Source organism: Pontibacter populi (assembly GCF_019336435.1).
GTDB lineage: Bacteria > Bacteroidota > Bacteroidia > Cytophagales > Hymenobacteraceae > Pontibacter > Pontibacter humidus.
The window spans coordinates 1,163,701-1,187,948 of sequence record NZ_JAHWXQ010000002.1 but is presented as its reverse complement, the minus strand read 5'-3'; the positions used below and the strand labels follow the sequence as shown (position 1 = coordinate 1,187,948).

At 45.3% G+C, this 24,248-nt stretch carries 20 protein-coding genes; 13 read left to right on the top strand and 7 right to left on the bottom strand.

Annotated elements, in window-relative coordinates:
- The first annotated feature begins 65 nt into the window (after positions 1 to 65).
- The 3 genes from KYK27_RS11650 (at position 66) to KYK27_RS11640 (ending at position 2,127) form a co-directional block, all read left to right on the top strand.
- Positions 66 to 431: an endonuclease domain-containing protein gene (locus tag KYK27_RS11650; protein ID WP_199110164.1), complete on the top strand. Its 366-nt coding sequence runs from the start codon at positions 66 to 68 to the stop codon at positions 429 to 431.
- Between the two features lie 128 nt (positions 432 to 559).
- Complete coding sequence (locus KYK27_RS11645) at positions 560 to 1,162, top strand: glutathione peroxidase (protein WP_199110163.1); 603 nt, start codon at positions 560 to 562, stop codon at positions 1,160 to 1,162.
- 29 nt (positions 1,163 to 1,191) lie between these two features.
- Entirely contained in the window at positions 1,192 to 2,127 is a 936-nt protein-coding gene (locus KYK27_RS11640; RefSeq protein WP_233150389.1) for a 1,4-dihydroxy-2-naphthoate polyprenyltransferase, read from the top strand.
- A gap of 72 nt (positions 2,128 to 2,199) precedes the next feature.
- On the opposite strand, the gene KYK27_RS11635 is transcribed toward KYK27_RS11640, so the two are convergent.
- The 5 genes from KYK27_RS11635 to KYK27_RS11615 form a co-directional block, all read right to left on the bottom strand.
- Positions 2,200 to 2,613: a hypothetical protein gene (locus KYK27_RS11635; protein ID WP_199110162.1), complete on the bottom strand. Its 414-nt coding sequence runs from the start codon at positions 2,611 to 2,613 to the stop codon at positions 2,200 to 2,202.
- A gap of 38 nt (positions 2,614 to 2,651) precedes the next feature.
- Positions 2,652 to 3,173 (bottom strand): GNAT family N-acetyltransferase, encoded by a 522-nt coding sequence (locus tag KYK27_RS11630; protein WP_199110161.1) that lies wholly within the window; start codon positions 3,171 to 3,173, stop codon positions 2,652 to 2,654.
- A 51-nt stretch (positions 3,174 to 3,224) separates the two neighbouring features.
- On the bottom strand, positions 3,225 to 5,015 hold the full coding sequence (locus KYK27_RS11625; protein ID WP_199110160.1) for a S41 family peptidase: 1,791 nt from the start codon (positions 5,013 to 5,015) through the stop codon (positions 3,225 to 3,227).
- Positions 5,016 to 5,156: 141 nt separating this feature from the next.
- Positions 5,157 to 7,604 carry an outer membrane beta-barrel protein gene (locus KYK27_RS11620; protein ID WP_199110159.1) on the bottom strand — a complete coding sequence of 816 codons (2,448 nt, stop codon included), beginning with the start codon at positions 7,602 to 7,604 and terminating at the stop codon, positions 5,157 to 5,159.
- Between the two features lie 1,206 nt (positions 7,605 to 8,810).
- Positions 8,811 to 9,419, bottom strand: coding sequence for a tetratricopeptide repeat protein (locus KYK27_RS11615; RefSeq protein WP_199110158.1), 609 nt, complete (start codon positions 9,417 to 9,419; stop codon positions 8,811 to 8,813).
- A 199-nt stretch (positions 9,420 to 9,618) separates the two neighbouring features.
- Here KYK27_RS11615 and lpdA point away from each other — a divergent pair, with 199 nt between their 5' ends.
- On the top strand, positions 9,619 to 11,013 hold the full coding sequence (gene lpdA / locus KYK27_RS11610) for a dihydrolipoyl dehydrogenase (RefSeq protein ID WP_199110157.1): 1,395 nt from the start codon (positions 9,619 to 9,621) through the stop codon (positions 11,011 to 11,013).
- Positions 11,014 to 11,350: 337 nt separating this feature from the next.
- On the top strand, positions 11,351 to 12,754 hold the full coding sequence (locus KYK27_RS11605; RefSeq protein WP_199110156.1) for a S8 family peptidase: 1,404 nt from the start codon (positions 11,351 to 11,353) through the stop codon (positions 12,752 to 12,754).
- A 141-nt stretch (positions 12,755 to 12,895) separates the two neighbouring features.
- Here KYK27_RS11605 and KYK27_RS11600 read toward each other — a convergent pair whose 3' ends face one another.
- Positions 12,896 to 13,171 carry a glycine zipper domain-containing protein gene (locus tag KYK27_RS11600; protein WP_199110155.1) on the bottom strand — a complete coding sequence of 92 codons (276 nt, stop codon included), beginning with the start codon at positions 13,169 to 13,171 and terminating at the stop codon, positions 12,896 to 12,898.
- Positions 13,172 to 13,371: 200 nt separating this feature from the next.
- Here KYK27_RS11600 and KYK27_RS11595 point away from each other — a divergent pair, with 200 nt between their 5' ends.
- The 8 genes from KYK27_RS11595 (at position 13,372) to KYK27_RS11560 (ending at position 22,528) form a co-directional block, all read left to right on the top strand.
- Entirely contained in the window at positions 13,372 to 13,899 is a 528-nt protein-coding gene (locus KYK27_RS11595) for a GNAT family N-acetyltransferase (protein WP_199110154.1), read from the top strand.
- Positions 13,900 to 13,978: 79 nt separating this feature from the next.
- Positions 13,979 to 14,623 carry an NAD(P)-dependent oxidoreductase gene (locus KYK27_RS11590; protein WP_199110153.1) on the top strand — a complete coding sequence of 215 codons (645 nt, stop codon included), beginning with the start codon at positions 13,979 to 13,981 and terminating at the stop codon, positions 14,621 to 14,623.
- Between the two features lie 87 nt (positions 14,624 to 14,710).
- On the top strand, positions 14,711 to 15,925 hold the full coding sequence (locus KYK27_RS11585) for a multidrug effflux MFS transporter (protein ID WP_199110152.1): 1,215 nt from the start codon (positions 14,711 to 14,713) through the stop codon (positions 15,923 to 15,925).
- Positions 15,926 to 16,226: 301 nt separating this feature from the next.
- Positions 16,227 to 17,339: a fatty acid desaturase family protein gene (locus KYK27_RS11580; protein ID WP_199110151.1), complete on the top strand. Its 1,113-nt coding sequence runs from the start codon at positions 16,227 to 16,229 to the stop codon at positions 17,337 to 17,339.
- A 222-nt stretch (positions 17,340 to 17,561) separates the two neighbouring features.
- Complete coding sequence (locus tag KYK27_RS11575; protein WP_199110150.1) at positions 17,562 to 18,680, top strand: fatty acid desaturase family protein; 1,119 nt, start codon at positions 17,562 to 17,564, stop codon at positions 18,678 to 18,680.
- Between the two features lie 523 nt (positions 18,681 to 19,203).
- Positions 19,204 to 20,205, top strand: coding sequence for an alpha/beta fold hydrolase (locus KYK27_RS11570; RefSeq protein ID WP_199110149.1), 1,002 nt, complete (start codon positions 19,204 to 19,206; stop codon positions 20,203 to 20,205).
- Positions 20,206 to 20,209: 4 nt separating this feature from the next.
- Positions 20,210 to 20,956 carry a class I SAM-dependent methyltransferase gene (locus tag KYK27_RS11565; protein WP_199110148.1) on the top strand — a complete coding sequence of 249 codons (747 nt, stop codon included), beginning with the start codon at positions 20,210 to 20,212 and terminating at the stop codon, positions 20,954 to 20,956.
- A 225-nt stretch (positions 20,957 to 21,181) separates the two neighbouring features.
- Positions 21,182 to 22,528 carry a DEAD/DEAH box helicase gene (locus tag KYK27_RS11560; RefSeq protein ID WP_199110147.1) on the top strand — a complete coding sequence of 449 codons (1,347 nt, stop codon included), beginning with the start codon at positions 21,182 to 21,184 and terminating at the stop codon, positions 22,526 to 22,528.
- Positions 22,529 to 23,283: 755 nt separating this feature from the next.
- Here KYK27_RS11560 and KYK27_RS11555 read toward each other — a convergent pair.
- Positions 23,284 to 24,183 carry a DMT family transporter gene (locus KYK27_RS11555; protein WP_199110146.1) on the bottom strand — a complete coding sequence of 300 codons (900 nt, stop codon included), beginning with the start codon at positions 24,181 to 24,183 and terminating at the stop codon, positions 23,284 to 23,286.
- Between the last annotated feature and the right edge of the window lie 65 nt (positions 24,184 to 24,248).

Here is a 24,248-nt window from a genome sequence, read left to right as displayed (position 1 = left end):
CTATAACTATAGCCAAAAAGTCCCCCTTTGAAGGGGGTAGGGGGATGACAAACGGACCACGAGCTATGCCACACAATAACCATTACAACCAAAACCTAAAGCCGTTTGCGAGATCGCTAAGAAAAGAATCTACAAAAGCAGAGATTCGGTTATGGTGTGAAGTGCTTAGCAAAGGCAAAACCGGCTACACTTTCCTGCGGCAGCGGCCTGTTGGTAATTACATTGCTGATTTCTTGTGTAAGGAGCTGAAATTGATAATTGAAGTGGATGGTTGCTCGCATAACTTTAAGACAGAAGAAGATATAAAGCAGGACAAGGATTTAGAAATTTTAGGATTTACTACTTTAAGATTTTCGGACGAAGAAGTCATGAAAGACCTTGCGAATGTGGAGCGTGTTATAGTTGGCTGGATAGAAAGTTCGCAACGGTAAGTCTTCCCCCTTCAAAGGGGGACTTTGACCATGTTAGTAAATCAACTTTAATGATCAAAAAATAGTAGCATCACTGGTCAAACAACTAACTATAAAAACCGGTTATCAACCGTAAACTATAAAACTATATGAAAAAACTGGTTAAACTTTTGTCGCTGCTGCCTGTATTAGGAATGATGGTGGCCTGTTCTGGTAACAATAACAGCAACACGGCTACTGCTAATACTACAACCAATAAAACTATGGCAACAGAAACACAGACTCAACAAGGCTTTTACGATTTCAAACTATCATCCCTGGAAGGCAAAGAAGTTAACCTTTCTGATTACAAGGGTAAAAAAGTGTTGCTGGTAAACACAGCGTCGGAGTGCGGTTACACGCCGCAGTATGCCGATCTGGAGCAACTACACGACACGCATGGCGATAAAGTAGTGATACTTGGTTTTCCGGCAAATAACTTTGGTGGACAGGAGCCAGGCTCTAACGAAGAGATCGCGCAATTTTGCCAGAAGAACTATGGCGTAAGCTTCCAGATGATGGAGAAGATCTCTGTCGTGGGCGAAGACAAGCATCCGTTATATGCCTGGCTGGCGCAGAATGCTCCAAACCACGAAGAACCAAACTGGAACTTTTGCAAATATCTTGTAAACGAGGAAGGCAAAGTTGTAGCATTCTTCCCATCTAAGGTAAAACCGATGGGTGAGGAGATTGTGATGGCCATTCAGCAATAATATTTAATTTACTTACCGGAGTACATACTTTGGAGCATACAACACACCAATCATCACCAAATCCAGGTCTGGCAAAGGCCTGGATTTCGGCTTTTAGGCCCCGTACTTTACCACTGGCACTTTCCTGTATCGGTATGGGCGGTTTTATGGCAGCTGCTAACGGCGTTTTTAACGGAACTATAGTTGCGCTCTGTGTGCTCACCACGCTTTTCCTGCAGATTCTCTCTAACCTGGCCAACGATTACGGCGACACCAAACACGGAGCAGACAGTGCGCACCGTGAGGGCCCGATGCGGGCAGTGCAGGCCGGGCATATCACAGCCGGGCATATGAAAAAAGGAATGGCTGTATTCAGTTTACTATCACTGGTTTCGGGGCTGGCGTTGCTGTGGGTAGCTTTCGGAAGTGAAGGCATGTGGATGGCACTGCTATTTCTGGGCCTGGGGTTGGCCTCTATCTGGGCAGCTATAAACTATACGGCAGGCTCTAACCCGTATGGCTATGCTGGCTTCGGCGATGTGTTCGTGTTTATCTTTTTCGGGCTGGTTGGTGTGCTGGGTACTTACTTTTTGCAGGCCCATTCTCTGGATGCTATTGTTGTACTTCCGGCCATGGTGTGCGGCTTTTTTGCTACAGCAGTTCTTAACGTAAACAACATCCGCGACATTAACTCCGATGTGCTGGCTGGTAAGCATTCTATACCCGTGCGCATCGGCCCAAAGCGTGCCCGTATATATCACTTGTTTTTATTGATTGCCGGTACGCTGAGTGCGGTTGCCTATGTTGCTTTTAACTTCTATAGTTGGTGGCAGTTACTGTTTATAGTTGCTGTGCCACTGCTTATAGTTAACGGCGTAAATGTATGGCGCAAACATACCTCCAAAGAGCTTGATCCTTATTTAAAACAAATGGCGATCACGACACTGCTTTTTGTGTTGTTATTTGGGCTCGGGCAAGTATTATAAACTATAGATCAACTATAAAAAAAGCCGCCGGTACTCCAGAAGTACCGGCGGCTTTTTATTGATAAATTATAGTTAAGCTGTAGCCTTCGTGGGAATGCTGATAGCCAGGCGTAGGCTAAATACGGCCAGTATCATAGTTACCGGCGTAAATACAAGTTGCTCAAACTGGTTATCAGACAAAATGTTGCCAACCGTATTCAGTACAAACAGCCCGAACATAATCCAGAGTGCCCCTCTTGTGAAACTATAGTTCAGACGAACAGGTAGGAGCCCGGCTCTGATGGCTACAATGGCAAGCATCAGCAGGTTCAGCAAAATCGATACAGACTCAAAACGAATCATTTCTTCCTGGTTCTTTATCCTGCCACCCCAGGCGATCTCATACGGTACAACGCCGGACAAAATAAGCAAATGCAAGACCACTGAAAGCGACTGGATAGTGAGTAGGGCCTTGGTAGCAAGACGTTCTGAGATATATTTCTTCATAGGATAAAGGGCAGGTTATTGTTTTATTGATTGAACAGCTAAGCTAACTGCAACCTGAATCCATAGACAGGCAGCTCCTGTTGCATAAAATCCAAATCTTCTGCACGTTCAAATCCTAAGCGTTCGTACATCATCCAGGCAGTTTGCATGGCTTTTGTGCTGTGAATAATGAGCTGCGACTGGTTTGTAGCTTTTGCTTTCCGGATGCATTCGAGGGTGAGCAATTTCCCGAGGCCCTTACCTCTGGCAGCAGGCGCTACAGCAAGTAATCGGAAACCGGCTGCGTTTCGCTCCTGGGTCGCTGTTCCGCCGGAACCATAGTAGAGCATGTCACCAAAATACACTACTGCACCCTCAATTTTACCGTCAGCTCCAACTGCAACCAATAACTCCGTTTCCGGTTTGTTTGTAAACTCCCCGATGTTGGAGAGTAAACTATAATATGCCGGCTGTTCTGATTGCTTTGGAAAGCCATCCAGTTGAGAATATACCTGCACCATTAATTGCCCGATTGCTGCAAATTCAGAAGGCCTGGCGTTGCGGATGGTGTGTTGAGGCATCGGAAAGATATTGTTATAGTTCTGCTTTTACAATTATAACTATAGTTACTGTTATTTACCTGATTCTACAAAAAGGATAGCTCTTTCTAGAGCTTCATCTTTCTTTTCCAGGATGCCTGCTATAGTTGGCTGCACCAAAATATCTGGCTCTACGCCAACACCATGGTACCGACTACCATCTCTCTTTAGCACCTTCAAACCAGTCCAGAGAACCTGTAGCTTACCTGCTCCCGCAAAGTTTATGTTACCGTTGGTGCCGGCTGTGTGGCCTCCAACTATAGTTCCTAAATTATAATGATCCACTATTTCTGCACAGGTTTCACCATAACTGAACGTGCGGTGGTTAACCAGGAAAGCTTTTGGTGCAGCTATATTTTCTCCGTTAGGTTTAATACGCCATCCTGCTACAGGCTTATAGTTTACGCGCTGTTGGTCCGGGAAAGTATAGTTTGGCACTGACCAATTACCTGTTTGCAGTTCTTTGTTTATAAAGTAGGGAAGTACAGTTGTAGTAAAAGCACTATTTGGCCGATTCCGCATATCAATTACAATGCCTTTAGCTTGCTTAAGTGCTGTATGGTTTGCTTTGATGTCTTTCTCACTGATTCTGGAAGCATCTATGTAGTAAATGCCCTTCTCAGCCTCGTAAATAATAGGTTTACTACTATGCGTTTTTTTGAGCCAATATGATTTTGGATCAAGCCTGAACTCCTTTTTATTTCCCAGGTTGTCAGTTATATGTAGAGTTACTGCATTGCCACTTATCATATAGCTGTTCAGGATTTTTTCTGCAGCAAGTAAATTTCCGTTCTTCTCATTTGCATAAGAAAGTCTTTTCTTCAGCTGATCAATCAGTTCTTCTGTTTTAGTGGAGTTAACAGCTTCAATAATATCCCCCTGCTGTAAAGCAGCTTCTGCTATATTGCTTTCTGTGACTATGAGTTTACCTTCAACCCAGCCTGTTTCTATAGCAGGTATAGCTGCGCGTTTATAAATGCCAGTGCTATTCGTATAGCTCAGGCTGGCGTGCCCGTCGTTTAGCGAACTTGTAATATTACTCGCAGCTTGTATAAATTCCTTTTCAGACATGGAGGGAGACAACTCAGCTATAGTTTCGAAAAACACTTTGTCCCAGCCGATGGTATAATCTAAGTAAGGATGAAAATGCTGAAAGACATTCCAAAAGATAACGATAGTTGCCAACTGGTCCTGTTGGTTGCTAAGGTTAAGCTTATATTTTTTGGTGAATTGCTTGTAGTTGATATTGCCGTTAAAAGCTTGCTCAGTTACTGTTAGCGGTAGCGAGCAAAGCAGGTTGTCTGTAATTTTAGCTGTATAAACACTATCTACAGAAAGTATACTTCCTGATTCCACTTGCTCTGAATAACTTCCCCTGTCGACTTCTACTATAGTACTTTGATAAAGTGAACCAATCAGCTTTCTGGTTAAGAGCGGCAGATCATCTTTATCCTGTCCAAGCCCTTTGTGTAAGTTATAGTAGTAATTACCTGTGACAGTAGTTGTAAGGTTATTGGGAAAGGGTTTTTCTGATTGAAAATGAAACATTAACAGTGGAGCCAACGGGCTGAAGAGCTTAGCTAATTCCTGTTGTAATATAGTGTCGTTAGGAGCATTTAGTATATTCCGTGCACCTGTAGCAGCCACAAGGTTCCAGTTAATACTCTCCTTATTTTTGATCGGGTAAAAGTACTTCACATACCCGTAAGCCTTCGCAAAGGCATATAAATTCTTTGCCTGCTTATCAGTAAAGGTAGGTTCAGTAGCAGCATGTGAGTAGATGTAAAGTAGAAGAAGTAGAGCCAGTAGAGTAACACGTTTCATGGCATTTAAGATAAACTAAAAATGGTGAAAATATTAATGTAGAACAGAGCAAAGTGACCCTGCTCAAACTATAAAAAAACAAAACCCGACTACCCAAAAGAGTAACCGGGTTTTACAATTTGGGCAACTATAGTTTATAATTTAATTCCCGCCTTTGCTTTCGCCGCCTTTCAGGTCGTCGTTTTTGATGCCGCGTTTGGTGCGTTTTATGTCTTCTTTCAGCTTACCGAATTTATAGTTTAGCCCAATACTAAACCGTCGGCGCAGGTTCTGGTACTCGCTGCGCTGGGTAAAGTCCTGGCCAATTACTTCGTTGTAAGATGTAAAATATTTCTGGAAGGGATTGGAAACGGATAAACTAACACTGGCTTTCTGGTCCTTCAGGAAGCTCTTGTTTACGGAAAAGCTATTCCAGATCATACCCGACGATTTACCCTGTAACAATACCTGCGGTGCATAATAGCCCATGTTGGCACTTGCCCGCCAGTTCTTCGGAAATTTGTAGCTCATGCCACTATGCATATAGCCGCTTACCCCGCTATTCTCTAAATTCTGGCCAAAGATGTTACCGCTAAGCTGGCTGTAAGAGAAAGTGCCGCTCAGGTTCAGACTAAGGTTCTTAAATAAGGTAGAGTTGCCACTAAGCGTTATAGTAGAGGTACTGTTTTTGCCAATGTTGTCATAGGTAGTGCTGCTTACTGAGTCAGCAGGGTTAAAGGTAGTATAGTTCTGTATAGCGTTGTTAGTAAATGCATGCGTAAGCGTTGAGTTCAGAGATGTAGTGCCTTTAAAGAAACTATGACTCAGACTTATAACATTGCTTGTAGCTGCCTCCAGTTTCGGGTTACCAAACGACACGCTTTTTTCGTTAGTTGTGTTTACATACGGGTTCAGGTACCACAAGCTAGGGCGCTCAATACGCTGCGTAAACGATACCTTTAAAGTAGCCATATTTTTGAGAGTGCGCGTTAAGGCAATACTTGGTATCAGGTTAAAGTAGTCCTGATCCGTTATAGGTGTTGCGTTTCCGAAGGTAGCATCCACAACAGTCTGCTCCAGGCGGGCACCCACACGCAGTCCCCATTTATTAAGCTTTAAGCTCGTAGAAGCATAGGCTGCGTAAATGTTCTGGCTATAGTCGAACTCGTTGCTAAGTTTCTTATTCTCTACATACGTGCCGGTTTCGGGGTTATAGTTGCGGTAAAAATAGTCGCTACCGTTATCCCGGAGTATTGTTTTGGCACCAATCTCCAGCGAATGTTTTTGGATCGGGTGCACATAATCGGCCTGTATGGTCTGTTCCCTGGAGTAACCATTATCCTGGGTTCGGGTGTTTGTTTCGCCTTTATAGTTCTCAATAGACGTGAAAAGTATAGCGCCATCGCTTTCGTCGGTGTTGTTACCGATCTTATAAGAGAGTGTAAGCAGCTGATCTTTATTGCGCTTGAACGTGTGCTGGTAATCCAGGCCAACTTCATAGCCTCCCCAGAATCCTTCGTTTGTGTTGGTCCTGTAGTAAGCCAAGTTACGGATGCCGGCCTCATTTAATTCTTCCACGGTTTGCAAACCTATAGAGCTATAGTTGCTGGAGTTAATGCTGAACTTGGCTGATAGGAGGTTCAATGTATCTATCTCAAAGCTCATTTCGCCATCGATATAGCTGAAGTTGTTTCCGCTGTTGCCATTGCCTTTTTGCAGCAGGTTAATTCCTGTTCTGTCATCGTAGCGTTCGAAAACGGAGGTAGTACTGGGGCTTGTGAACTTGTTGGTGCCGCCATACCCTGAAAAGCCGAATTTGCCAACTTTAGCAGTAAGGTTTGCAGAACCATACCGACTCTCCGGTGTGCCCTGCGAAAAGTATAAGCTGCCATTGTAGCCATTCTTCGGATTTTCGGTCGTAATGACGTTTATAATACCACCAATCCCTTCGGCGTCGTATTTGGCAGGCGGGTCAGTAATAACTTCGATGCGTTTAATGCTGCTGGCCGGCATACTGCGGAATACGTCTTTGGGAGAGCGTGCAAACATGGTGGATGGCTTACCATTTACCAGTACTTTAAAACTGCCGCTGCCATTCAGTTTAATATTTTCTTCTGAGTCGAGACTGAGCATTGGTACTTTGCGGAGCATATCCAGGGCAGTAATTGTTTTGCTTTCCGGATCCATCTCCACATTATAGCTCAGCTTGTCTACATCCTGTGTCACGAGCAGCTTTTCGGTTACTACTTCCACTTCCTTTAGCTGCTGCGCCGACGAGGCCAGGCTGATCTTCCCGGCATCAACTATAGTTTTACTGGCATCCAGGTTAACTTCTGTGCTTTGTAGTTTATAGCCTACAAACGTGAAAATAAGCTTGTATTTCGCCAGCGGAACACCGGTAAACTCAAAAGTGCCGTTGTCTTTGGTGAAAGTGCTTTTGATAGGTTCGTTCTTGTCGGGGTGTGTGAGCACTACCGTTACGTAGCTTACAGGTTTCAGCGTAGTAGAATCAACAACTGTCCCTTTGATAGTGCCGGTGGTGGCGGGGCTTTGCGCAAAGGCAAAAGAGCTGAGCAACAGGCATAGTGCCAGTAATAAGTTTTGTTTCATGTGTATAGGTTTGTTAAAATGAAGCACGGAAACATCTGATCGCACCAACCGAAGCCAGCGCGTTACTTCCAGGTTTTCGCTCCCTATACACACTTGGTATTTCTACCTTATCCTCCCTAAAAGTTTGTTTTCAGATCAGCAAAGCCTATAAGCTTCGCAAGTATAAAGGTAAACGATTTAAATATAGTCTTAAGTATATGTTTTTAAAATAAATATGATTAATACAAACGTAGCTTGGTTAGTATGATGCTGTAGCTGCGTTTACCGTACCCTTATCACTTCTAAAAAGGGAAGGAGTTTCTGACTTTGCTATAGTTGAGGTTATAGTTATATAGTTGTATTAGGCTACCGCAAGTTTTCAACTTGTGGTTTTGTATGATGTTGAGTTTGTAACTCAACTGTCCCGGCAGGGACAAGAATTGTCTGAATCAGGATTTACAGGATTAAAGGATTGGCAGGATAAAGCTACTGTTATAGTTGGAGGTATAGTTTTATAGTTACGTTTTTAACCCATCCCTACCCCTCCCAAGAGGGGGATTTCTGATGCTACTATAGTTTAAGTTATAGTTTTATAGTTGACGTTTCAACACCCCTGTAGTCCCCTCAAGGGGACAATTGCTGCTTTTGCTATAGGAGGAGCTGTAGTTTTATAGTTACGGTTGGTCATCCCCCTGCTCCTTCAAAGGGGACTTTTCTGGCTACTGCTTTATGTTCTGTCATTTCGACGATAGGAGAAATCTGAGTTTACTATAGTTTAAGTCCACGAGCAGGACAGGTTTACCTGTCCCTTCGGAACTAGAGCCACGATAAAGCTCGAAGCTTACTGTTTCAACATATAGCAACTGTAACTATGCGAAACTTCTCAGTCTTTGGGTTGAGCGCCTTTGCTTTGTTGCGGTGCCGTCAGGCAATCCGACGAAGGAGGATAGCAAGAAAGCAGCAGCGCGATGCCCGAAGACGGGGCCTCCCGGCCGTGAGGGCACCAAAGCCAGATTGAAACGATAGGCAAGTAGAGCTCCTAGGATTAAAAGATGTTTGAAAGGAAGGCTTGGTCCCAGTAGTATGAAACCAAACTATAAACTGAGATAGATTTCTCACTGCATTCGAAATGACAGAAGTGGAACTATAGAACCCAGATTTCTCTACTTCGATCAAAATTACAGCGAATGACAGAACAAAGGGAAAAGCTTCTTCCTAAGTAAAAACCTATTTACAGAACTTCTTTAAATACTGATCAGCTTCCTTCACACCAAGTTGTTTGGCCTTGGTCCAGTCGGCGCAGGCGCCGGCTTTGTCGCCGAGGTTGTACTTAGGAGCGCCGCGGTTATAGTAGGCCTCTTCGTAGCGGGTATTTATTGTTAAGGCTTTTGTGTAGTCGGCAATGGCGCCGCTGTAATCTTTAAGACCATAGCGCACCAAACCACGGTTATTGTAGGCTTTGGCATCTTTAGGGTTCAGCTCAATGCCTTTGTTATAGTCCAGGAGGGCGCTGCGGTAGTCTTTTAAGTTATACTTGGCTAGGCCGCGGCTCAGGTAAGCTTCCGTATACTTTGCGTCTAGTGTTATGGCCTGGGTAAAGTCTTCTATGGCGCCACGGTAATCCAGCAGCCGGTCTTTAGCAACACCGCGATTCGTGTAAGTAACGGCGTGTTTGGGTTCCAGTTTCAGTACCTGGTCGTAGTCTTTAATAGCATCGGTGTATTTGCCGGCTTTAAATTTTTCGTTTCCGCTGATAAAATAATCCTTCGCCGATTTCTGGGCGAAAGCAGTAAAAGAAACTAAAATAAATAGGAGTAGTGGTAAAAGTATTCTCATGCAATAAGGGTAATGATTTCTTTTTCAGCGCAAAGAACAGCAGATAAGGCCTCTTTTAAAAGTAATTTCCTGTTTTTATGCTTCTGACGTGCCAACGTACAACACCTATCTTACCATTGTGCCAAAGTTGCCCCGGGGTTGGGTTTTGCTAAGTTGGGATTTCCGATTAATTTTGCTCATCATTTTAAAAATAGAAACTATGGCATCAAAATACGACTTAGTAGTGCTTGGCAGTGGCCCGGGCGGTTATGTAGCAGCTATACGTGCATCGCAGCTGGGTTTAAAGGTTGGCGTTATCGAGCGCGAGTCGCTTGGTGGTATCTGCCTTAACTGGGGCTGTATCCCTACAAAAGCCTTACTTAAAAGCGCGAACGTTTTTGAATATATCAATCATGCCGCTGATTACGGTATTAACATTGGCGAAGCATCAGTAGACTTTAACGCAGTTGTGAAACGTAGCCGTGGTGTAGCTGATGGTATGAGCAAAGGTATCCAGTTCCTGTTCCGCAAGAATAAGATCGACGCGATAATGGGTACCGGTAAAATTGTTGCCAAAGGTAAGATTGAAGTTACAGACGCTGAAGGCAAAAAAGATACAGTTGAAGCTACCAATATCATCATCGCAACAGGTGCCCGTTCACGCGAGCTTCCTAACCTGCCAATAGATGGTAAGAAGATTATAGGTTACCGCCAGGCCATGAACCTGGATAAAATGCCGGCTTCTATGGTTGTAGTTGGTTCCGGTGCGATTGGGGTGGAGTTTGCTTACTTCTACAACGCAATGGGCACCAAGGTAACTGTAGTGGAATATATGCCGAACATCGTTCCTGTGGAAGATGAAGAAGTATCGCGTCAGCTGGCCAAGTCTTTCAAAAAGTCCGGCATCAGCATCATGACAGAATCTTCGGTAGAGAAAGTAGATACTAGCGGCGATCTGTGCAAAGTAACTGTTAAAACGGCCAAAGGCGAAGAGATACTGGAAGCAGAGGTCGTTTTATCAGCAGTTGGTATCCAGACTAACCTGGAGAATATCGGACTTGAGGAGCTGGGTATTAAAGTAGACCGCGGCAGAGTTATAGTTGATGAGTACTACAAAACAAACGTAGACGGAATCTTTGCAATTGGTGACATTGTTCCTGGTCCGGCGCTGGCGCACGTGGCATCTGCTGAAGGAATTATCTGCGTGGAAGCGATTGCCGGTCATCATCCGGAGCCGTTAAACTATGGCAACATACCGGGCTGTACGTACTGCTCTCCTGAGATCGCTTCGGTTGGTCTTACTGAAAAAGCCGCACGCGAGCAGGGTATCGAGATCAAAGTTGGTAAGTTCCCGTTCTCGGCTTCTGGTAAGGCAAGTGCTGCCGGTGCGAAAGATGGTTTCGTAAAAGTAATCTTCGATGCCAAGTACGGTGAGTTCTTGGGAGCACACATGATCGGTGCGAACGTAACGGAGATGATCGCTGAGGTAGTTGTTGCCCGCAAACTGGAAACAACCGGCCACGAGATCATCAAGTCGGTGCATCCGCACCCAACTATGAGCGAAGCGATTATGGAAGCTGCCGCTGCTGCTTATGATGAAGTAATTCACTTGTAAGCTTAGGTTTAGCGATATTTAGAAAGGGTTGGTCGATTTTTCGATCAACCCTTTTTTGTTGCTAGACTATAGTTGATGTGTTGGATGCGCCATTCAAAAAATAATTTATAGTATAGTAAAAGTATATTGTTACTTTTTGCTTAAATATAATTTTTTATATATTAATAGGATAGGCTTTTGATGGCCTGTTTTTGCTTAGTGGTTTTTGTAAAGTGCTTTTTTGCAGGTATTTGTGTGGTGTTACTTTTTTGTTCAAACCTTCCTTTGAATATCATATTTTAAAGAAGAAATTCATAATCACAATAACACTCACTTAACACCTAAAACAAAAACGATTATGATTAAAAACTACCTGACAGCAGGAAAGTCTGCTGTTACAATGGCTATTCTATCTGCAGTTGTGCTTACTGGCTGCGAAAAAGAAACAATGTTGGAAGACAAGGAGTTTGCAACTTCAAGTGAAATGCAGGCGGTTGGTAAAGGCCAGGACATGGTTCCGAACGAAGTACTTGTAAAGTTTAAAGCAGGCGTATCAGCAGATGCAAGATCAGCAGCTTTAGCACGTATTAGTGGCAAAGTAAAAGAGCGCATCCTTACAAAAGCCATGGAGCGTTTCGGCGACAGAGAAGGCCTTACCCTGGTGCATACGCCAATGGCAGCCCTGGAAGCGCTGAGTAAATTAAAGGGTGCAGCTGAAATAGAGTACGTTGAGCCAAATTACATCTATACACACAGCGCAGCTTCTTCTGATCCTTATTACACCAATGGCTCCCTGTGGGGCATGTATGGCGATGGTACATCACCGGCAAACCAGTATGGCAGCCAGGCCGGCGAAGCATGGGCAACTGGAAACACCGGTTCAAAATCAGTAGTGGTTGGTATTATAGATGAAGGTATTCAGTACTCACACCCTGACCTTGCTGCTAACGTTTGGACAAACCCTCACGATCCGGTAGATGGTATTGACAACGATGGCAATGGCTATGTGGATGATGTGCATGGCTGGGATTTTGACGGAAATGATAACGAGGTGTATGATGGTGGCTCAAGAGGCAGCCTGGATGACCATGGTACGCACGTAGCCGGAACTATAGGCGCTGTGAATGATGGCAAGGGCGTAGTAGGTGTTAACTGGAACGTGACTATGATCTCGCTTAAGTTCTTAGGCCGCAGAGGTGGTACAACAGCTAACGCTGTAAAAGCTGTTGATTACCTGACTGACCTGAAGAACAGACATGGTATGAACATCGTTGCCAGCAATAACTCATGGGGCGGCGGCGGCTTCTCGCAGGCGCTTTACGATGCGGTTAGCCGTGCAAACACAAAAGAGATCTTGTTTGTGGCAGCAGCCGGTAATGGTGGCAGCGATGGTGTGGGCGATAACAACGATGCTGTAGCCAGCTACCCATCTAACATGGACCTTCCGAATGTAATTGCAGTAGCGGCTATCACCTCTTCAGGTGCTAAGTCATCGTTCTCTAACTATGGTGCTACTACTGTAGATATAGGAGCTCCCGGTTCTGCAATCAACTCTACAACTGCCTTTAACACTTATTCTTCCTATAATGGTACATCTATGGCTACGCCACATGTAACCGGTGGTGTTGCTTTATATGCTGCTTCGCATCCTGGTTCTACAGCTGCAGCTATTAAAAATGCTATCATGAGCAGTGCAGTGCCTACAGCTTCGTTGTCTGGCAAATGTGTGTCGGGCGGACGCCTGAATGTGAGCGGCTTCTAAGAACAAAACCAGCTCAGCGTTAAGAGTCGTCCGGTCCTCTACCCGGGCGGCTTTTAACTTTTGAATATCTCTGCTAAAAGTAAATAGCTGTTATATACTTGTCTTAAACAAAAGGCTGCCCGATGAGGCAGCCTTTTGTTTTTACCTGTTATCGCTCTTGTCTTTGTCGCGGTAACCTTCGTAGCGTTTGCGGTCTCTCTTTTTATCTTTCTTACGGCCAATGGCCCCACCGGCTACTGTTCCGGCGGCTGCTCCAACTACGGCACCTTCCGTACCGCCAACTACCGCACCAGCTGCAGCACCAGTCGCACCGCCAACGGCAGCACCTTTTGCTTTGCGGCTCCAGCCTTCACCAGTACAACTACCTAGTAGCAATACGGTGATCAACAATGGTATGAATCTGTGAAATAGTCTCATATCAATACAAGTTTATTTAACTATTCTACGATTGTGTATTTCAGGGGTTTAGGCAGATGACCGGGAGTTGGTAAAAAGCAATGCAATGGTATCAGCTTGTTTTACGCGCAAGTATTTATTGTACTATAAAATTCGGTTTATGCTTTACCCTTGCTCCAAAGTACTGTACTTTTACATCCGTTTCATACTTATGCTTTTCTATGGCAACTGTTACTATAGTTCCCTGCACCATTTCTGACCTGCACACCCTGCAGGACATTGCCCTTAATTCCTACGGCGATCATTACCTGCACTTATGGCACGATGGCGGTGCCTGGTACATTGAGCGCAGCTTTAGTGATGCCGCTTTAAAAAAGGAGCTGGAAGATGATAATGCTGCCTTTTTCCTGATCCATGCCGATAATGAGCTGGTAGGCTTCCTTAAACTAAATATCGATAAAGCATTGGAAAACTATAGTTCGGAAGATGCCCTGGAACTGGAGCGGATCTACCTTACAAAAGCAGCCTCCGGAAAAGGAATTGGAAAGAAGGTAGTTGCGTTTACAGATCAGTTTGCCAGGGAAAGAAATAAGAAAGTTATCTGGCTGAAAGCCATGGACAGCAGCCATGATGCCATCCGGTTTTATGAACAGAATGGCTATACCCACTGCGGTACTTACAGGTTAGACTTTGAAACCATGAAGCCGGAATACCGTGGCATGGTGATCCTGGAAAAGGAGTTAAAATAAGTGGCACGAAATCCTGAACTATAGTTCAGGCTAGCTGTTATATAACAATGTCATCGAAACTCTAAAACTGCATAAAACCATGAAAATAGCCATTATAGGAGCCAGCGGAAATGTTGGAAGCCGTATTACCCACGAAGCACTGAGCAGGGGCCACGAAGTAACAGCTATAGTTCGGGACCCGTCTAAGCTTACATTAGAAAATGAAAGCCTGGTAGTTACAAAAGGCGATGCACTGGATGCAGATGATCTTGCCGCTAAAATAGAAGGACAGGATGCCGTAGTGGTATCTTATAGTTCTGGTTGGGGGCCTGGTACAGATTACTCGAGCCATAATAAGGTTGCTGAAGCAGTTATAAAGGCAGCCAAAAAAGCAGGTGTTAAGCGTGTATTAAACGTCGGCGGTGCCGGTAGTTTGTATGTTGCCCCTGGCGTGCAGGCCGTAGATACCCCGGATTTTCCGGCTGACTGGAAAGAAGGTGCCTCAGCACAGCGCGATTCGCTAAAAGTTTACCAGCAGGAAAAAGACCTGGAGTGGACTTTCTTCAGTCCTGCCTTTATGATCGGGCCGGGCGAACGTACCGGTAAATTCCGGTTGGGTACAGAAAATCCTGTAATGAACGAAAAAGGCGAAAGCAACATTTCTTACGAAGACTATGCAGTTGCTGTGCTAGACGAACTGGAAAAACCACAGTTTATCCGTCAGCGTTTTACGATCGGTTATTAAAATAAAATTATACTTTCTGAAAGCGCAAAGCTTAGCTCAATGAGTTAAGTTTGCGCTTTCGTTTTTTCCTGGCATCTGCCATCTTACATGACTAAAAAACAATACAGAACTATAATACTGGTACTGGGTGCGCTGGCAGCGGTTGGCCCTTTTGCTATTGATATGTATTTGCCGGGCTTCCCGGCCATTGCCAAAGACCTTAAAACCGATATAGCCCATGTGGGGTTGTCGCTTACAAGTTACTTTATTGGTATAGCCGTGGGGCAACTGATCTATGGCCCTTTAATAGACAGGTTCGGACGTAAAAAGCCGCTGATAATTGGCCTGAGCATTTTTGTGCTGGCTTCGCTGGGTTGTGCGCTGGCGCCGTCGGTGGAATGGCTGATCGGGTTGCGTCTGCTGCTTGCGCTGGGTGGCTGTGTGGGTATGGTAGCCAGCCGGGCCATGGTACGCGACCTCTTCCCATTGAAGGATATACCAAACGTGTTTTCTACACTGATGCTGGTGATGGGGGTAGCTCCGATTATTGCGCCAACTATAGGCGGCTATGTTACAGCACACCTGGGCTGGCAATACATATTTGTAGTACTGGCAACTATAGCCGCAGCGGTTCTTTTTGCAGTAGCGCGGTTGTTGCCCGAAAGCAGGGGAGCAGATGCATCCATTTCGCTTAAACCCAGGTTCATACTCCGCGATTTCAGTCTGGTTTTCAGAGAGCGAACATTTTTGACATATGCCGTTTCGGGGAGTCTGGCTGCGGCAGGTATGTTTGCTTACATTTCGGGCTCGCCGTATGTGTTTATGGAGCACTTTGGCTTGACCGACACGCAGTATGGTATTGCTTTCGCCATGAATGCAGCCGGGTACATCCTTGGCAGCCAGGTTAACAGGTTGCTGCTGCGCCGAAGTACAAGTAAGCAGCTTACCTTAAAAATTGGGTTTATTCAGTTTGTTGCAGCTATTGCGCTGGTGTTTGGTAGTGTTACGGGCAGTTTAAGTGCGCTGGGTACACTGGCATTGCTTTTCATATTTATGTTCAGCCTGGGCATCATCAACCCGAATGCGTCAGCGTTGGCCATGTCGCCGTTCACTAAAAATGCGGGTAGTGCTTCGGCTATTCTGGGTAGTTTGCAGATGGGCACAGGGGCACTGGCATCAGCTTTAGTTAGTTACCTGCACAACCGGACCATGGTACCTATGACGGGTGTTATGGCAACTTTAGCTACATTAAGCCTGGTTTTTCTTTTAACTGCCCGGCGTAGCGCGCGTAAAGCAGTTGCCACGCAACTATACGATGTATAGTAAACAGTTTTAAGCAGCGTTTTATAGTTCAGGCAAGCCGCTAAAAAGCCTTGCCTGAACTATAAGCTTCGTGGAAAGGTTATAGTCCGAATGCCAGTTTTAGGTGCATTAGTCAGATTTCTCCTATTTATAGTTACCTTGCATACTATTACAAAGTAAAGGGCGGTAAAATTTGAAGCTGTAACTACTTTGGTTAACTATAGTAAGCGTTGCACAGGCACGTTTGCATTTCAATTATCGCAATTCACCTTTGAGTTTCTGATTCGCTGTGTGAATTTCGATAGCACACAACTATAGAACTATGAAGCTGCAAAGCAAAGTCAAGTTTGTCAACAAAGACAAGAGCCTCTTTTTTGCTACACTCCGCAAACGGGTAGATGCCTACTTCGCCGAAAATAATATTCCGACTACCGCCAACACAACCATGAAAGTGAAAAGTGTGGTGCTGCTGTTAGTCTACTTTTTACCATTTTTAGCGCTGCTCGCCTTTCAACCGGCTTATCCGCTTAGTTTGCTGCTGTGGTTTGTGATGGGCCTGGGCGTAGCAGGTATAGGCATGAGTATTATGCACGACGCCAACCATGGTGCTTTTTCTAAAAGCAAGCGTGTAAACGACCTGATGGGCCATACCTTAAATTTAGTGGGAGGCTCTGCTTTTAACTGGAAACTGCAACATAACATTCTGCACCATACTTATACCAATGTGGTGGAGATGGACGAAGACATACAGGACAGACTGGTGCTGCGTTTTAATCCTCATTCAAAAGTGAAGTTCTTCCATAAAATACAATGGATATACGCTTTCGCCTTTTATGGTTTGCTTACGCTTTATTGGGTGGTTGCAAAAGATTTTGTGCAGTATGCGCTCTTCAAAAAGAACGGTGTAAACAACAACACAACCGCTGAGAACAGATTCTGGTTTGCCAAACTGGTGGCCATGAAAGCTGTATACTTTTTTGTGATTTTCGGGGTGCCGACACTGTTCTTCGGGATTCCGTTTTTACAGGTGCTGCTTGGCTTTTTGTTAATGCACTTTGTGGCAGGTATCATCCTGACTGTCGTGTTCCAGTTGGCGCACACGGTAGAAGGTACTACCCACCCGAGGCCAGACGAGCATGGTATTATTGAGAACGACTGGGCTATTCATCAAATGAATACGACCGTTAACTTCTCCCGTCACAATAAGATCTTGTCGTGGTACGTGGGTGGCCTGAACTTCCAGATCGAGCACCATCTGTTTCCGCGTGTGTGCCATGTGCACTATCCGGCGATTGCTGGTATTGTGAAAGAAACAGCAGCCGAATTTGGCATCCCGTACATGGAGAATGAAACATTCGGACAAGCTGTGCGCTCACATATTGCTACACTTCACCGCTTTGGAAGGCTACCGAGTTTGAACGAAGCTATCGGCTAAAAAATGAAATAGTTGCTGAAAGCTGATTTATCCCGTTCCCCCTTTATATTTGCACCCCAATTGCGTAGATCCGTGCTTATTGTATCATCTCAAAGTCTCTATTTAGAGAAACAGAAAGGGATACAACCTGTTTTTAGTTAAGCTGGCGTAACCACAGAGTCTCGCTGAGTCGTAAAACAGCTTTTGGAATGTGCGTACTTTTTAGATTATCAAGTAGATTAAATGAAGCTTAAAGGCAAAGTAAAATTCGTTAACAAAGACAAGAGTCTGTTTTTCCCGACGCTCCGCAAACGTGTGGACGCTTATTTTTCAGAGAATAAACTACCAAAATACGGTAACACCAGCATCATGGTAAAGAGCATTGTGCTGCTTTTACTCTATGTAGTTCCGTTTGCGGTCCTGCTCACTTTTACGCCGCATATAGCAATAAGTCTGGGGCTTTGGATTGTGATGGGTATAGGCGCGGCCGGTGTAGCCATGAGTGTGATGCACGATGCCAATCACGGTGCTTTTTCCAATAGCAAAACCATGAACTACCTGATGGCGCACTCCGTGAACCTGTTGGGTGCTTCAGCCTTTAACTGGAGATTGCAACACAACATCTTGCACCATACTTATACCAATGTGGTGGAGATGGACGAAGACATTGATGATATGGTCGTGCTGCGTTTTTCTCCACATACAAAAGTGAAATTCATTCACAGGTTGCAGTGGGCATACGCTTTGTTCTTTTACGGATTGCTCACGCTTTACTGGGTAACTCTAAAAGATTTCATACAGTTTTTCAAGTACATCAAAAGCGGGGTAAATGCTAGTTCCGGGTCAGAAAACACAGTTGCTTTTATTAAAATTGTAGCTTTTAAAATACTATACTTCTTCTCAATCCTGGTAGCTCCGACGCTCATTTTCGGTATACCTTTCTGGGAGGTTTTACTTGGTTTTATGGTGATGCACTTTACAGTCGGTATCATTCTTTCTACTGTTTTCCAGTTGGCGCACACGGTTGAGGGAACTACCCATCCGCTGCCAAGTGAAACCGGTGTTATAGAGAATGACTGGGCGATCCATCAATTGAACACTACCGCGAATTTCGCCCGCAAGAGCAAGTGGTTATCGTGGTACGTTGGCGGACTGAATTTCCAGATCGAGCACCATTTGTTCCCGCGCATCAGTCACGTGCACTACCCGGCCATTGCAGACATTGTCAAGCAAACCGCCTCAGAATTTAACCTCACTTATATTGAGAGCAAAACCTTTATGCAAGCCGTGCGCTCGCATTTGAACACGCTGCACCGCTTTGGCAGACTGCAGTTACCTAACCTGAATGAAGTAATGGCTTAATTAGCCTTTAGCTATAGTTTAAAAACGCCCGGTCTCTATAAGGCCGGGCGTTTTTTGTTTGTATGAACCGGGATTGGGCAGTTATTAAAGGGATTATTCGAGATGAGCCGAAGGACGCTTCTGCCGCAAGTTTAGCTTCAGCGTAACTTGTGGCTGTGTATGGGAGCAAGTTTTCAACTTGCTTTGCTTTGAAAAAGCAAGCTCAGCGATGGCCGCTCGACTATAGTTTGGTCTAAACCGTGCTAATGCAAATCTGTAATTCGTGTCTTGTCTATAAAATTGGATTTATAATCTGACTGGGCCAGAGGCCAAACTATAGTCGACACGAGCGAAGACGCTCGCGCCATGATAATTACTATAACTATAGATCTTTCTAACTATAGATATCAACTCAGCCTCTTCCTAAAATCTATCAAGTCTTAAAAATCTCAGTTCTAAAACAAATCCTGAGATTCGCAGTTCTGATAATCTATACAATCCAAATTCAGCTTCCGTATAGATTAATATCTAAAACTGATCAGAAATGAGAAGAACCGCTTTACTTCTACTTGCCATTTTGTTGTTGCAGTTACCAACTATAGCCCAGCAGCAAAAGCTCAAAAACCTGGACATTAACCTGGAGAACTATACATACCCATTTCCTGTCAAGTACCTGCCGCTTACCGTACAAAAGCAGAACCTGCGCATGGCTTACATGGATGTGAAACCGGCAAAGGCAAATGGCAAAACTGTGATGTTACTGCATGGCAAAAACTTCAACGGTGCTTACTGGAAGCAAACTGCTGAAGCTCTATCGAAAGCGGGTTACCGTGTTATTATCCCCGACCAGATCGGGTTTGGCAAAAGCTCTAAACCAGAGCATCTGCAGTATACCTTTCAGTTATTAGCACAAAATACCAAAGCTATACTAGATACCTTAGGCGTTAAAAAAGTAGCAGTTTTGGGGCACTCGATGGGCGGGATGGTGGCCACCCGTTTTGCGCTGATGTACCCGGACATGACGGAGAAACTGATACTCGCCAACCCGATCGGGCTGGAAGACTGGAAGCGTAAGGCACCTTACCAATCAGTAGACCAGGCATACAAAGGCGAATTGCAGCAGAACTACGACAAGATTAAAAAGTACCAGTTGGAAAACTACTATGGCGGCAACTGGAAACCGGAATACGACGAGTGGGCTGAACTGCTGGCCGGCTGGACCATTAACGAAAATTACCCGCTCATTGCCTGGAATGCCGCGCTGACATTTGATATGATCTTTACGCAGCCTGTTCTCTATGAATTCGATCAGCTAAAAATGCCGACTTTACTTATTATCGGGCAGCGCGACCGCACAGCTTTAGGCAAGAACCTGGCTCCGAAAGAAGTAGCGGCAACAATGGGTAATTACCCGCAACTTGGCAAAGACACTGCTAAAAAGATAAAGAACAGCACCCTGGTTGAACTGGAAGGAGTAGGGCACATGCCGCACATCGAAGCCTTTGATAAATTTATAACTCCTCTGCTGTCATTCCTCAAAAAGTAGGTCTATGAAAGAAGCGAAAGATAATTTTTCGGCGCAGGCAAACCTGTATGCGAAGTTCCGGCCGGTGTACCCGGATACCCTGTATGATTTTATCTTCAGCCTGAAACCACACTATGCCAATGCCTGGGATTGCGGAACCGGCAACGGGCAGGTAGCAGCCAAGCTGGCCGAGCGCTGTCACCTGGTCTATGCTTCCGATATAAGCCAGCAGCAACTCGATAACGCTGTCAAAAAAGACAACATCCATTATCTGCTTGCCCGCGCCGAAGAAACAAATTTGCCGGATAACAGCATCGACCTGGTTACTGTAGGGCAGGCCATCCACTGGTTTGATTTTGATGCGTTTTACCGCGAAGTTTACCGGGTAACTAAACCGGATGCCGTAATAGCGGTCTGGTGTTACAACCTGCCCCGAATATCGCCGGACGTAAACCCTGTTTTAGGAGATTTCTACCATAATGTGCTGGACGGCTATTGGGATACCGAACGCAACTATATCGATGAAAACTATACCACTATACCTTTCCCTTTTGAAGAGATAGAAGAGAAGCCGGAGCTAGCTATAACTGTCACCTGGACTTTGAACGATTTGCTGGGATATCTTAACTCCTGGTCGGCAGTGCAGCATTACAAAGAAAAAAACGGGTATTCGCCGTTAGACCAAATGCTTGAAAAATTTAAGAAAGCCTGGCCCGATGGCAGAACCTACGACGTGCAGTTCCCGGTTGCCATGCGCATAGGCCATACCTGATACTGAACTATAGTTGCGGAAGCACGTTAATAGGCCGGCATAGGAAGCTACCATATTTAAGCGTACCTTTGCAAACTGTCAATCATTATGGATCAAATAGAACCATACTCCCTCTTTAAAGGTTGATAGAAAGAATAACGCCGGGATTGATCGCAAATGCAATGTATTCCCGGGCAAAGCTGAGCCAGTACACATGGTACTGTACAGCATCATAAGACCAATTACATGACATTTAACGAATTGAACCTGATAGAGCCTATCCTAAACGCTCTTAAAACAGAAGGATACACCAACCCCACCCCGATACAGCAAAAAGCAATTCCTTACATACTTCAGAAACGCGACCTGTTAGGTTGTGCGCAAACCGGTACTGGTAAAACAGCTGCTTTTGCCATTCCGATTCTGCAGTTACTGCATGCCTTGCCTCAGGACCGTAACAAGCGCATTATAAAATCGCTGATACTGACGCCAACCCGTGAGCTTGCCCTACAGATTGGTGAAAGCTTTGGCGCTTATGGCCGCAACACCGGCCTCAAGCACACGGTTATCTTTGGAGGCGTATCGCAGCACCCACAGACCGAAGCCCTGAAAAGAGGCGTAGACATACTGGTAGCAACACCGGGTCGTTTACTCGACCTGATGGCGCAGAAGTTTGTAGACTTAAGTCACTTGCAGATTTTTGTACTGGATGAAGCGGACCGCATGCTGGATATGGGTTTTGTGCATGATGTACGCAAAGTATTGAACGTGATACCGGCAAAACGCCAGTCGCTTTTCTTCTCGGCCACGATGGCACCGGAGATCATGAAGCTGGCGGATAACATACTGGTTGATCCTGCTAAAGTAGAAGTTACACCGGTATCAAGTACGGCACATACTATAAAGCAGGCAGTTTACTATGTAAAGAAAGCCGACAAGAAGAACCTGCTGATACATTTGCTGAAAGGCAATGAAATTGAGCGTGCACTGGTATTTACCAGAACTAAACATGGCGCTGACAGAGTAGTGAAGGATATGGCTAAAGCCGGAGTTCAGGCCGAAGCAATTCACGGAAACAAGTCGCAGAATGCCCGTGTGCGTGCGCTGGATAATTTTAAAGCCAGCCGTACCCGTGTATTAGTTGCAACCGATATCGCCGCGCGTGGTATTGATGTGGATGACCTGAACCACGTGATCAACTATGAACTGCCAAACGAGCCGGAAACGTACGTGCACCGCATTGGCCGTACCGGTCGTGCCGGAGCAAGTGGAACAGCGCTTTCGTTTTGCGATGGCGAAGAAACTTCGTACCTGGTAAGTATTCAGAAGCTTATTGCTAAGAATGTTCCGGTAATAGATAACCACCCATACCCGATGACTGCCAAAGACTTTGCCGAAGCAGCATCTACCATGAAGGAGCAAAAGAAAAAAGGTGGCAACGGTGGCAGAAGCCGCTGGGGCAACAAACCTGCCGGCGCAAGCACTGGCGGCAACTCCAGCTCACAAAATAGAGGCGGCAGTGGAGGAGGAGGTCAACGTAGTGGTAGCAGCCGTAGTAATGGCAACCGCAACAGATCGCACCAGCCAAGCTAAGCTTATAGCAGTATAAAGTATAAAAGTCCTGTCAGTTCATTCTGGCAGGACTTTTTGTTTGAAGCGGGATTTAAGGGGATTTGCAGGATTTGCAAAGACCTAGCAGCGTGCGCAGCTCCTGCTAGTGTCTGGGCTAAGTTCTTCTTTTGTCATTTCGAACGCAGAGAGAAATCTATCTCAGCTTATAGTTTGCGTCTCTACAACTGGAACCAAGCCTTTTCTTTCATAGCCACTTCCAATCCTGGGAGCTCGAGGTACCTATAGTTGTCATAGTTGGCTTCGGTGCCCTCATGGCCGGGAGGCCTCGTCTTCGGGCATCGCGCTGCGCGAATCTCTTTTGCTCCTATCGTCGCAATGCCTAGCGGCACCAGACATTCACAAGGCGCTCAACCCAAAGACTGAGAAGTTTCGCATAGTTACCAGTGTTTATAGCTTGAACCGGTAAGCTCCGAGATTGATCGGGTTCATAGTTTCAAAGGGACAGGTAAACCTGTCCTCTTCGTGGATTGCAACTATAGAACTATAACCTAAACTATAACTATAGCCGAAATTCCCCTCTCGGGAGGGGCAGGGGTGGGTTAATTGTCAACTATAAAACGATGGATAAACTAAAGCAGAGGCAGTAAAAGCTCCCCTCCTTAGATAAGGAGGGGATAAAGGGGTGGTTGGACCAACGGCAACTATAAAACGAAGTCCTTACTTAAACCAAAGCCCAATCCTGTTAATCCTCTAACCAGAAAATCCTGATTTAGAGCTTACTCACTTACACCAACATTCTGCCTTGTCCGGCTTACCAGGTATACCCCGGCAAATATCAGGAGCGCGTAAATCCCTTTCTGCAGGGTGAAAACATCTTTCCCGAAACCGATAGCTACAACTATAGCCATAAGCGGCTGCAGGTAAATGTAAGCACCCACCAGGGAGGGGTTGGCATAGCGCAGCGCCCAGGTGTTGAACAGGTAAGCAACTATAGTTACCGCCAGCACCATAAACACAATCGCCCACCAGATCTCCTCTGGAAACGAACTATAATCCGGGCTCATTACCTGGTTAAATCCGAAAGGCACAACAATGAGGGCACCTACGGCAAAAATGCGGCTAACTATGGTGAAGGCATTGTATTTCTGCATCAGCGGCTTTACCAGCACCAGGTACAAGCCATAACTTGCAGCATTTAATATAATAAGCAGATCACCCCACAAATTACCGGTAGCAGCTTCACCACGCGACGTGTAGATCAGCAGGAAAGCACCGGAACAGGCCAGCACTATTCCGCCCACCTTGCGCATACTTACCCGCTCGCGCAAAAGTATAGCCGAGAAAATAAGCACGATGATCGGAACGATAACCATCAGCAGCGCCGCATTAATAGGAGAGGTAAGGTTAAGGCCACCAAAGAAACAGAGTTGGTTAATGGCAATGCCGGTAATGCCGCAAAGTACAGACCGCATGTTATCAGCCCAGCCTACAATCTTCTCTTTTACCACCAACCTCGAAAATATTCCGAAAAAGATTGCCGCCGACACCACCCGGATCACGATAAGGCCATAAGGACCTACATAATAAGGCATTACTTCTTTGGCTATGCTATAGTTACTGCCGTATATTAGGGCCACCAGGAAAAGTGCCCCGTGCACCTGTACTTGTTTACTCATGCCGCAAAGGTACGCGCTAATTAAATTTATACCGTATAAAGACGACCTGCAAACTATACTGAAAC

Bases quoted from the DNA above. Each gene is read 5' to 3' on its own strand.
- KYK27_RS11650 (WP_199110164.1), top strand. From the start codon at position 66: ATGCCACACAATAACCATTACAACCAAAACCTAAAGCCGTTTGCGAGA.
- KYK27_RS11645 (WP_199110163.1), top strand. From the start codon at position 560: ATGAAAAAACTGGTTAAACTTTTGTCGCTGCTGCCTGTATTAGGAATG.
- KYK27_RS11635 (WP_199110162.1), bottom strand. From the start codon at position 2,613: ATGAAGAAATATATCTCAGAACGTCTTGCTACCAAGGCCCTACTCACT.
- KYK27_RS11630 (WP_199110161.1), bottom strand. From the start codon at position 3,173: ATGCCTCAACACACCATCCGCAACGCCAGGCCTTCTGAATTTGCAGCA.
- KYK27_RS11625 (WP_199110160.1), bottom strand. From the start codon at position 5,015: ATGAAACGTGTTACTCTACTGGCTCTACTTCTTCTACTTTACATCTAC.
- KYK27_RS11620 (WP_199110159.1), bottom strand. From the start codon at position 7,604: ATGAAACAAAACTTATTACTGGCACTATGCCTGTTGCTCAGCTCTTTT.
- KYK27_RS11615 (WP_199110158.1), bottom strand. From the start codon at position 9,419: ATGAGAATACTTTTACCACTACTCCTATTTATTTTAGTTTCTTTTACT.
- lpdA (WP_199110157.1), top strand. From the start codon at position 9,619: ATGGCATCAAAATACGACTTAGTAGTGCTTGGCAGTGGCCCGGGCGGT.
- KYK27_RS11605 (WP_199110156.1), top strand. From the start codon at position 11,351: ATGATTAAAAACTACCTGACAGCAGGAAAGTCTGCTGTTACAATGGCT.
- KYK27_RS11600 (WP_199110155.1), bottom strand. From the start codon at position 13,171: ATGAGACTATTTCACAGATTCATACCATTGTTGATCACCGTATTGCTA.
- KYK27_RS11595 (WP_199110154.1), top strand. From the start codon at position 13,372: ATGGCAACTGTTACTATAGTTCCCTGCACCATTTCTGACCTGCACACC.
- KYK27_RS11590 (WP_199110153.1), top strand. From the start codon at position 13,979: ATGAAAATAGCCATTATAGGAGCCAGCGGAAATGTTGGAAGCCGTATT.
- KYK27_RS11585 (WP_199110152.1), top strand. From the start codon at position 14,711: ATGACTAAAAAACAATACAGAACTATAATACTGGTACTGGGTGCGCTG.
- KYK27_RS11580 (WP_199110151.1), top strand. From the start codon at position 16,227: ATGAAGCTGCAAAGCAAAGTCAAGTTTGTCAACAAAGACAAGAGCCTC.
- KYK27_RS11575 (WP_199110150.1), top strand. From the start codon at position 17,562: ATGAAGCTTAAAGGCAAAGTAAAATTCGTTAACAAAGACAAGAGTCTG.
- KYK27_RS11570 (WP_199110149.1), top strand. From the start codon at position 19,204: ATGAGAAGAACCGCTTTACTTCTACTTGCCATTTTGTTGTTGCAGTTA.
- KYK27_RS11565 (WP_199110148.1), top strand. From the start codon at position 20,210: ATGAAAGAAGCGAAAGATAATTTTTCGGCGCAGGCAAACCTGTATGCG.
- KYK27_RS11560 (WP_199110147.1), top strand. From the start codon at position 21,182: ATGACATTTAACGAATTGAACCTGATAGAGCCTATCCTAAACGCTCTT.
- KYK27_RS11555 (WP_199110146.1), bottom strand. From the start codon at position 24,183: ATGAGTAAACAAGTACAGGTGCACGGGGCACTTTTCCTGGTGGCCCTA.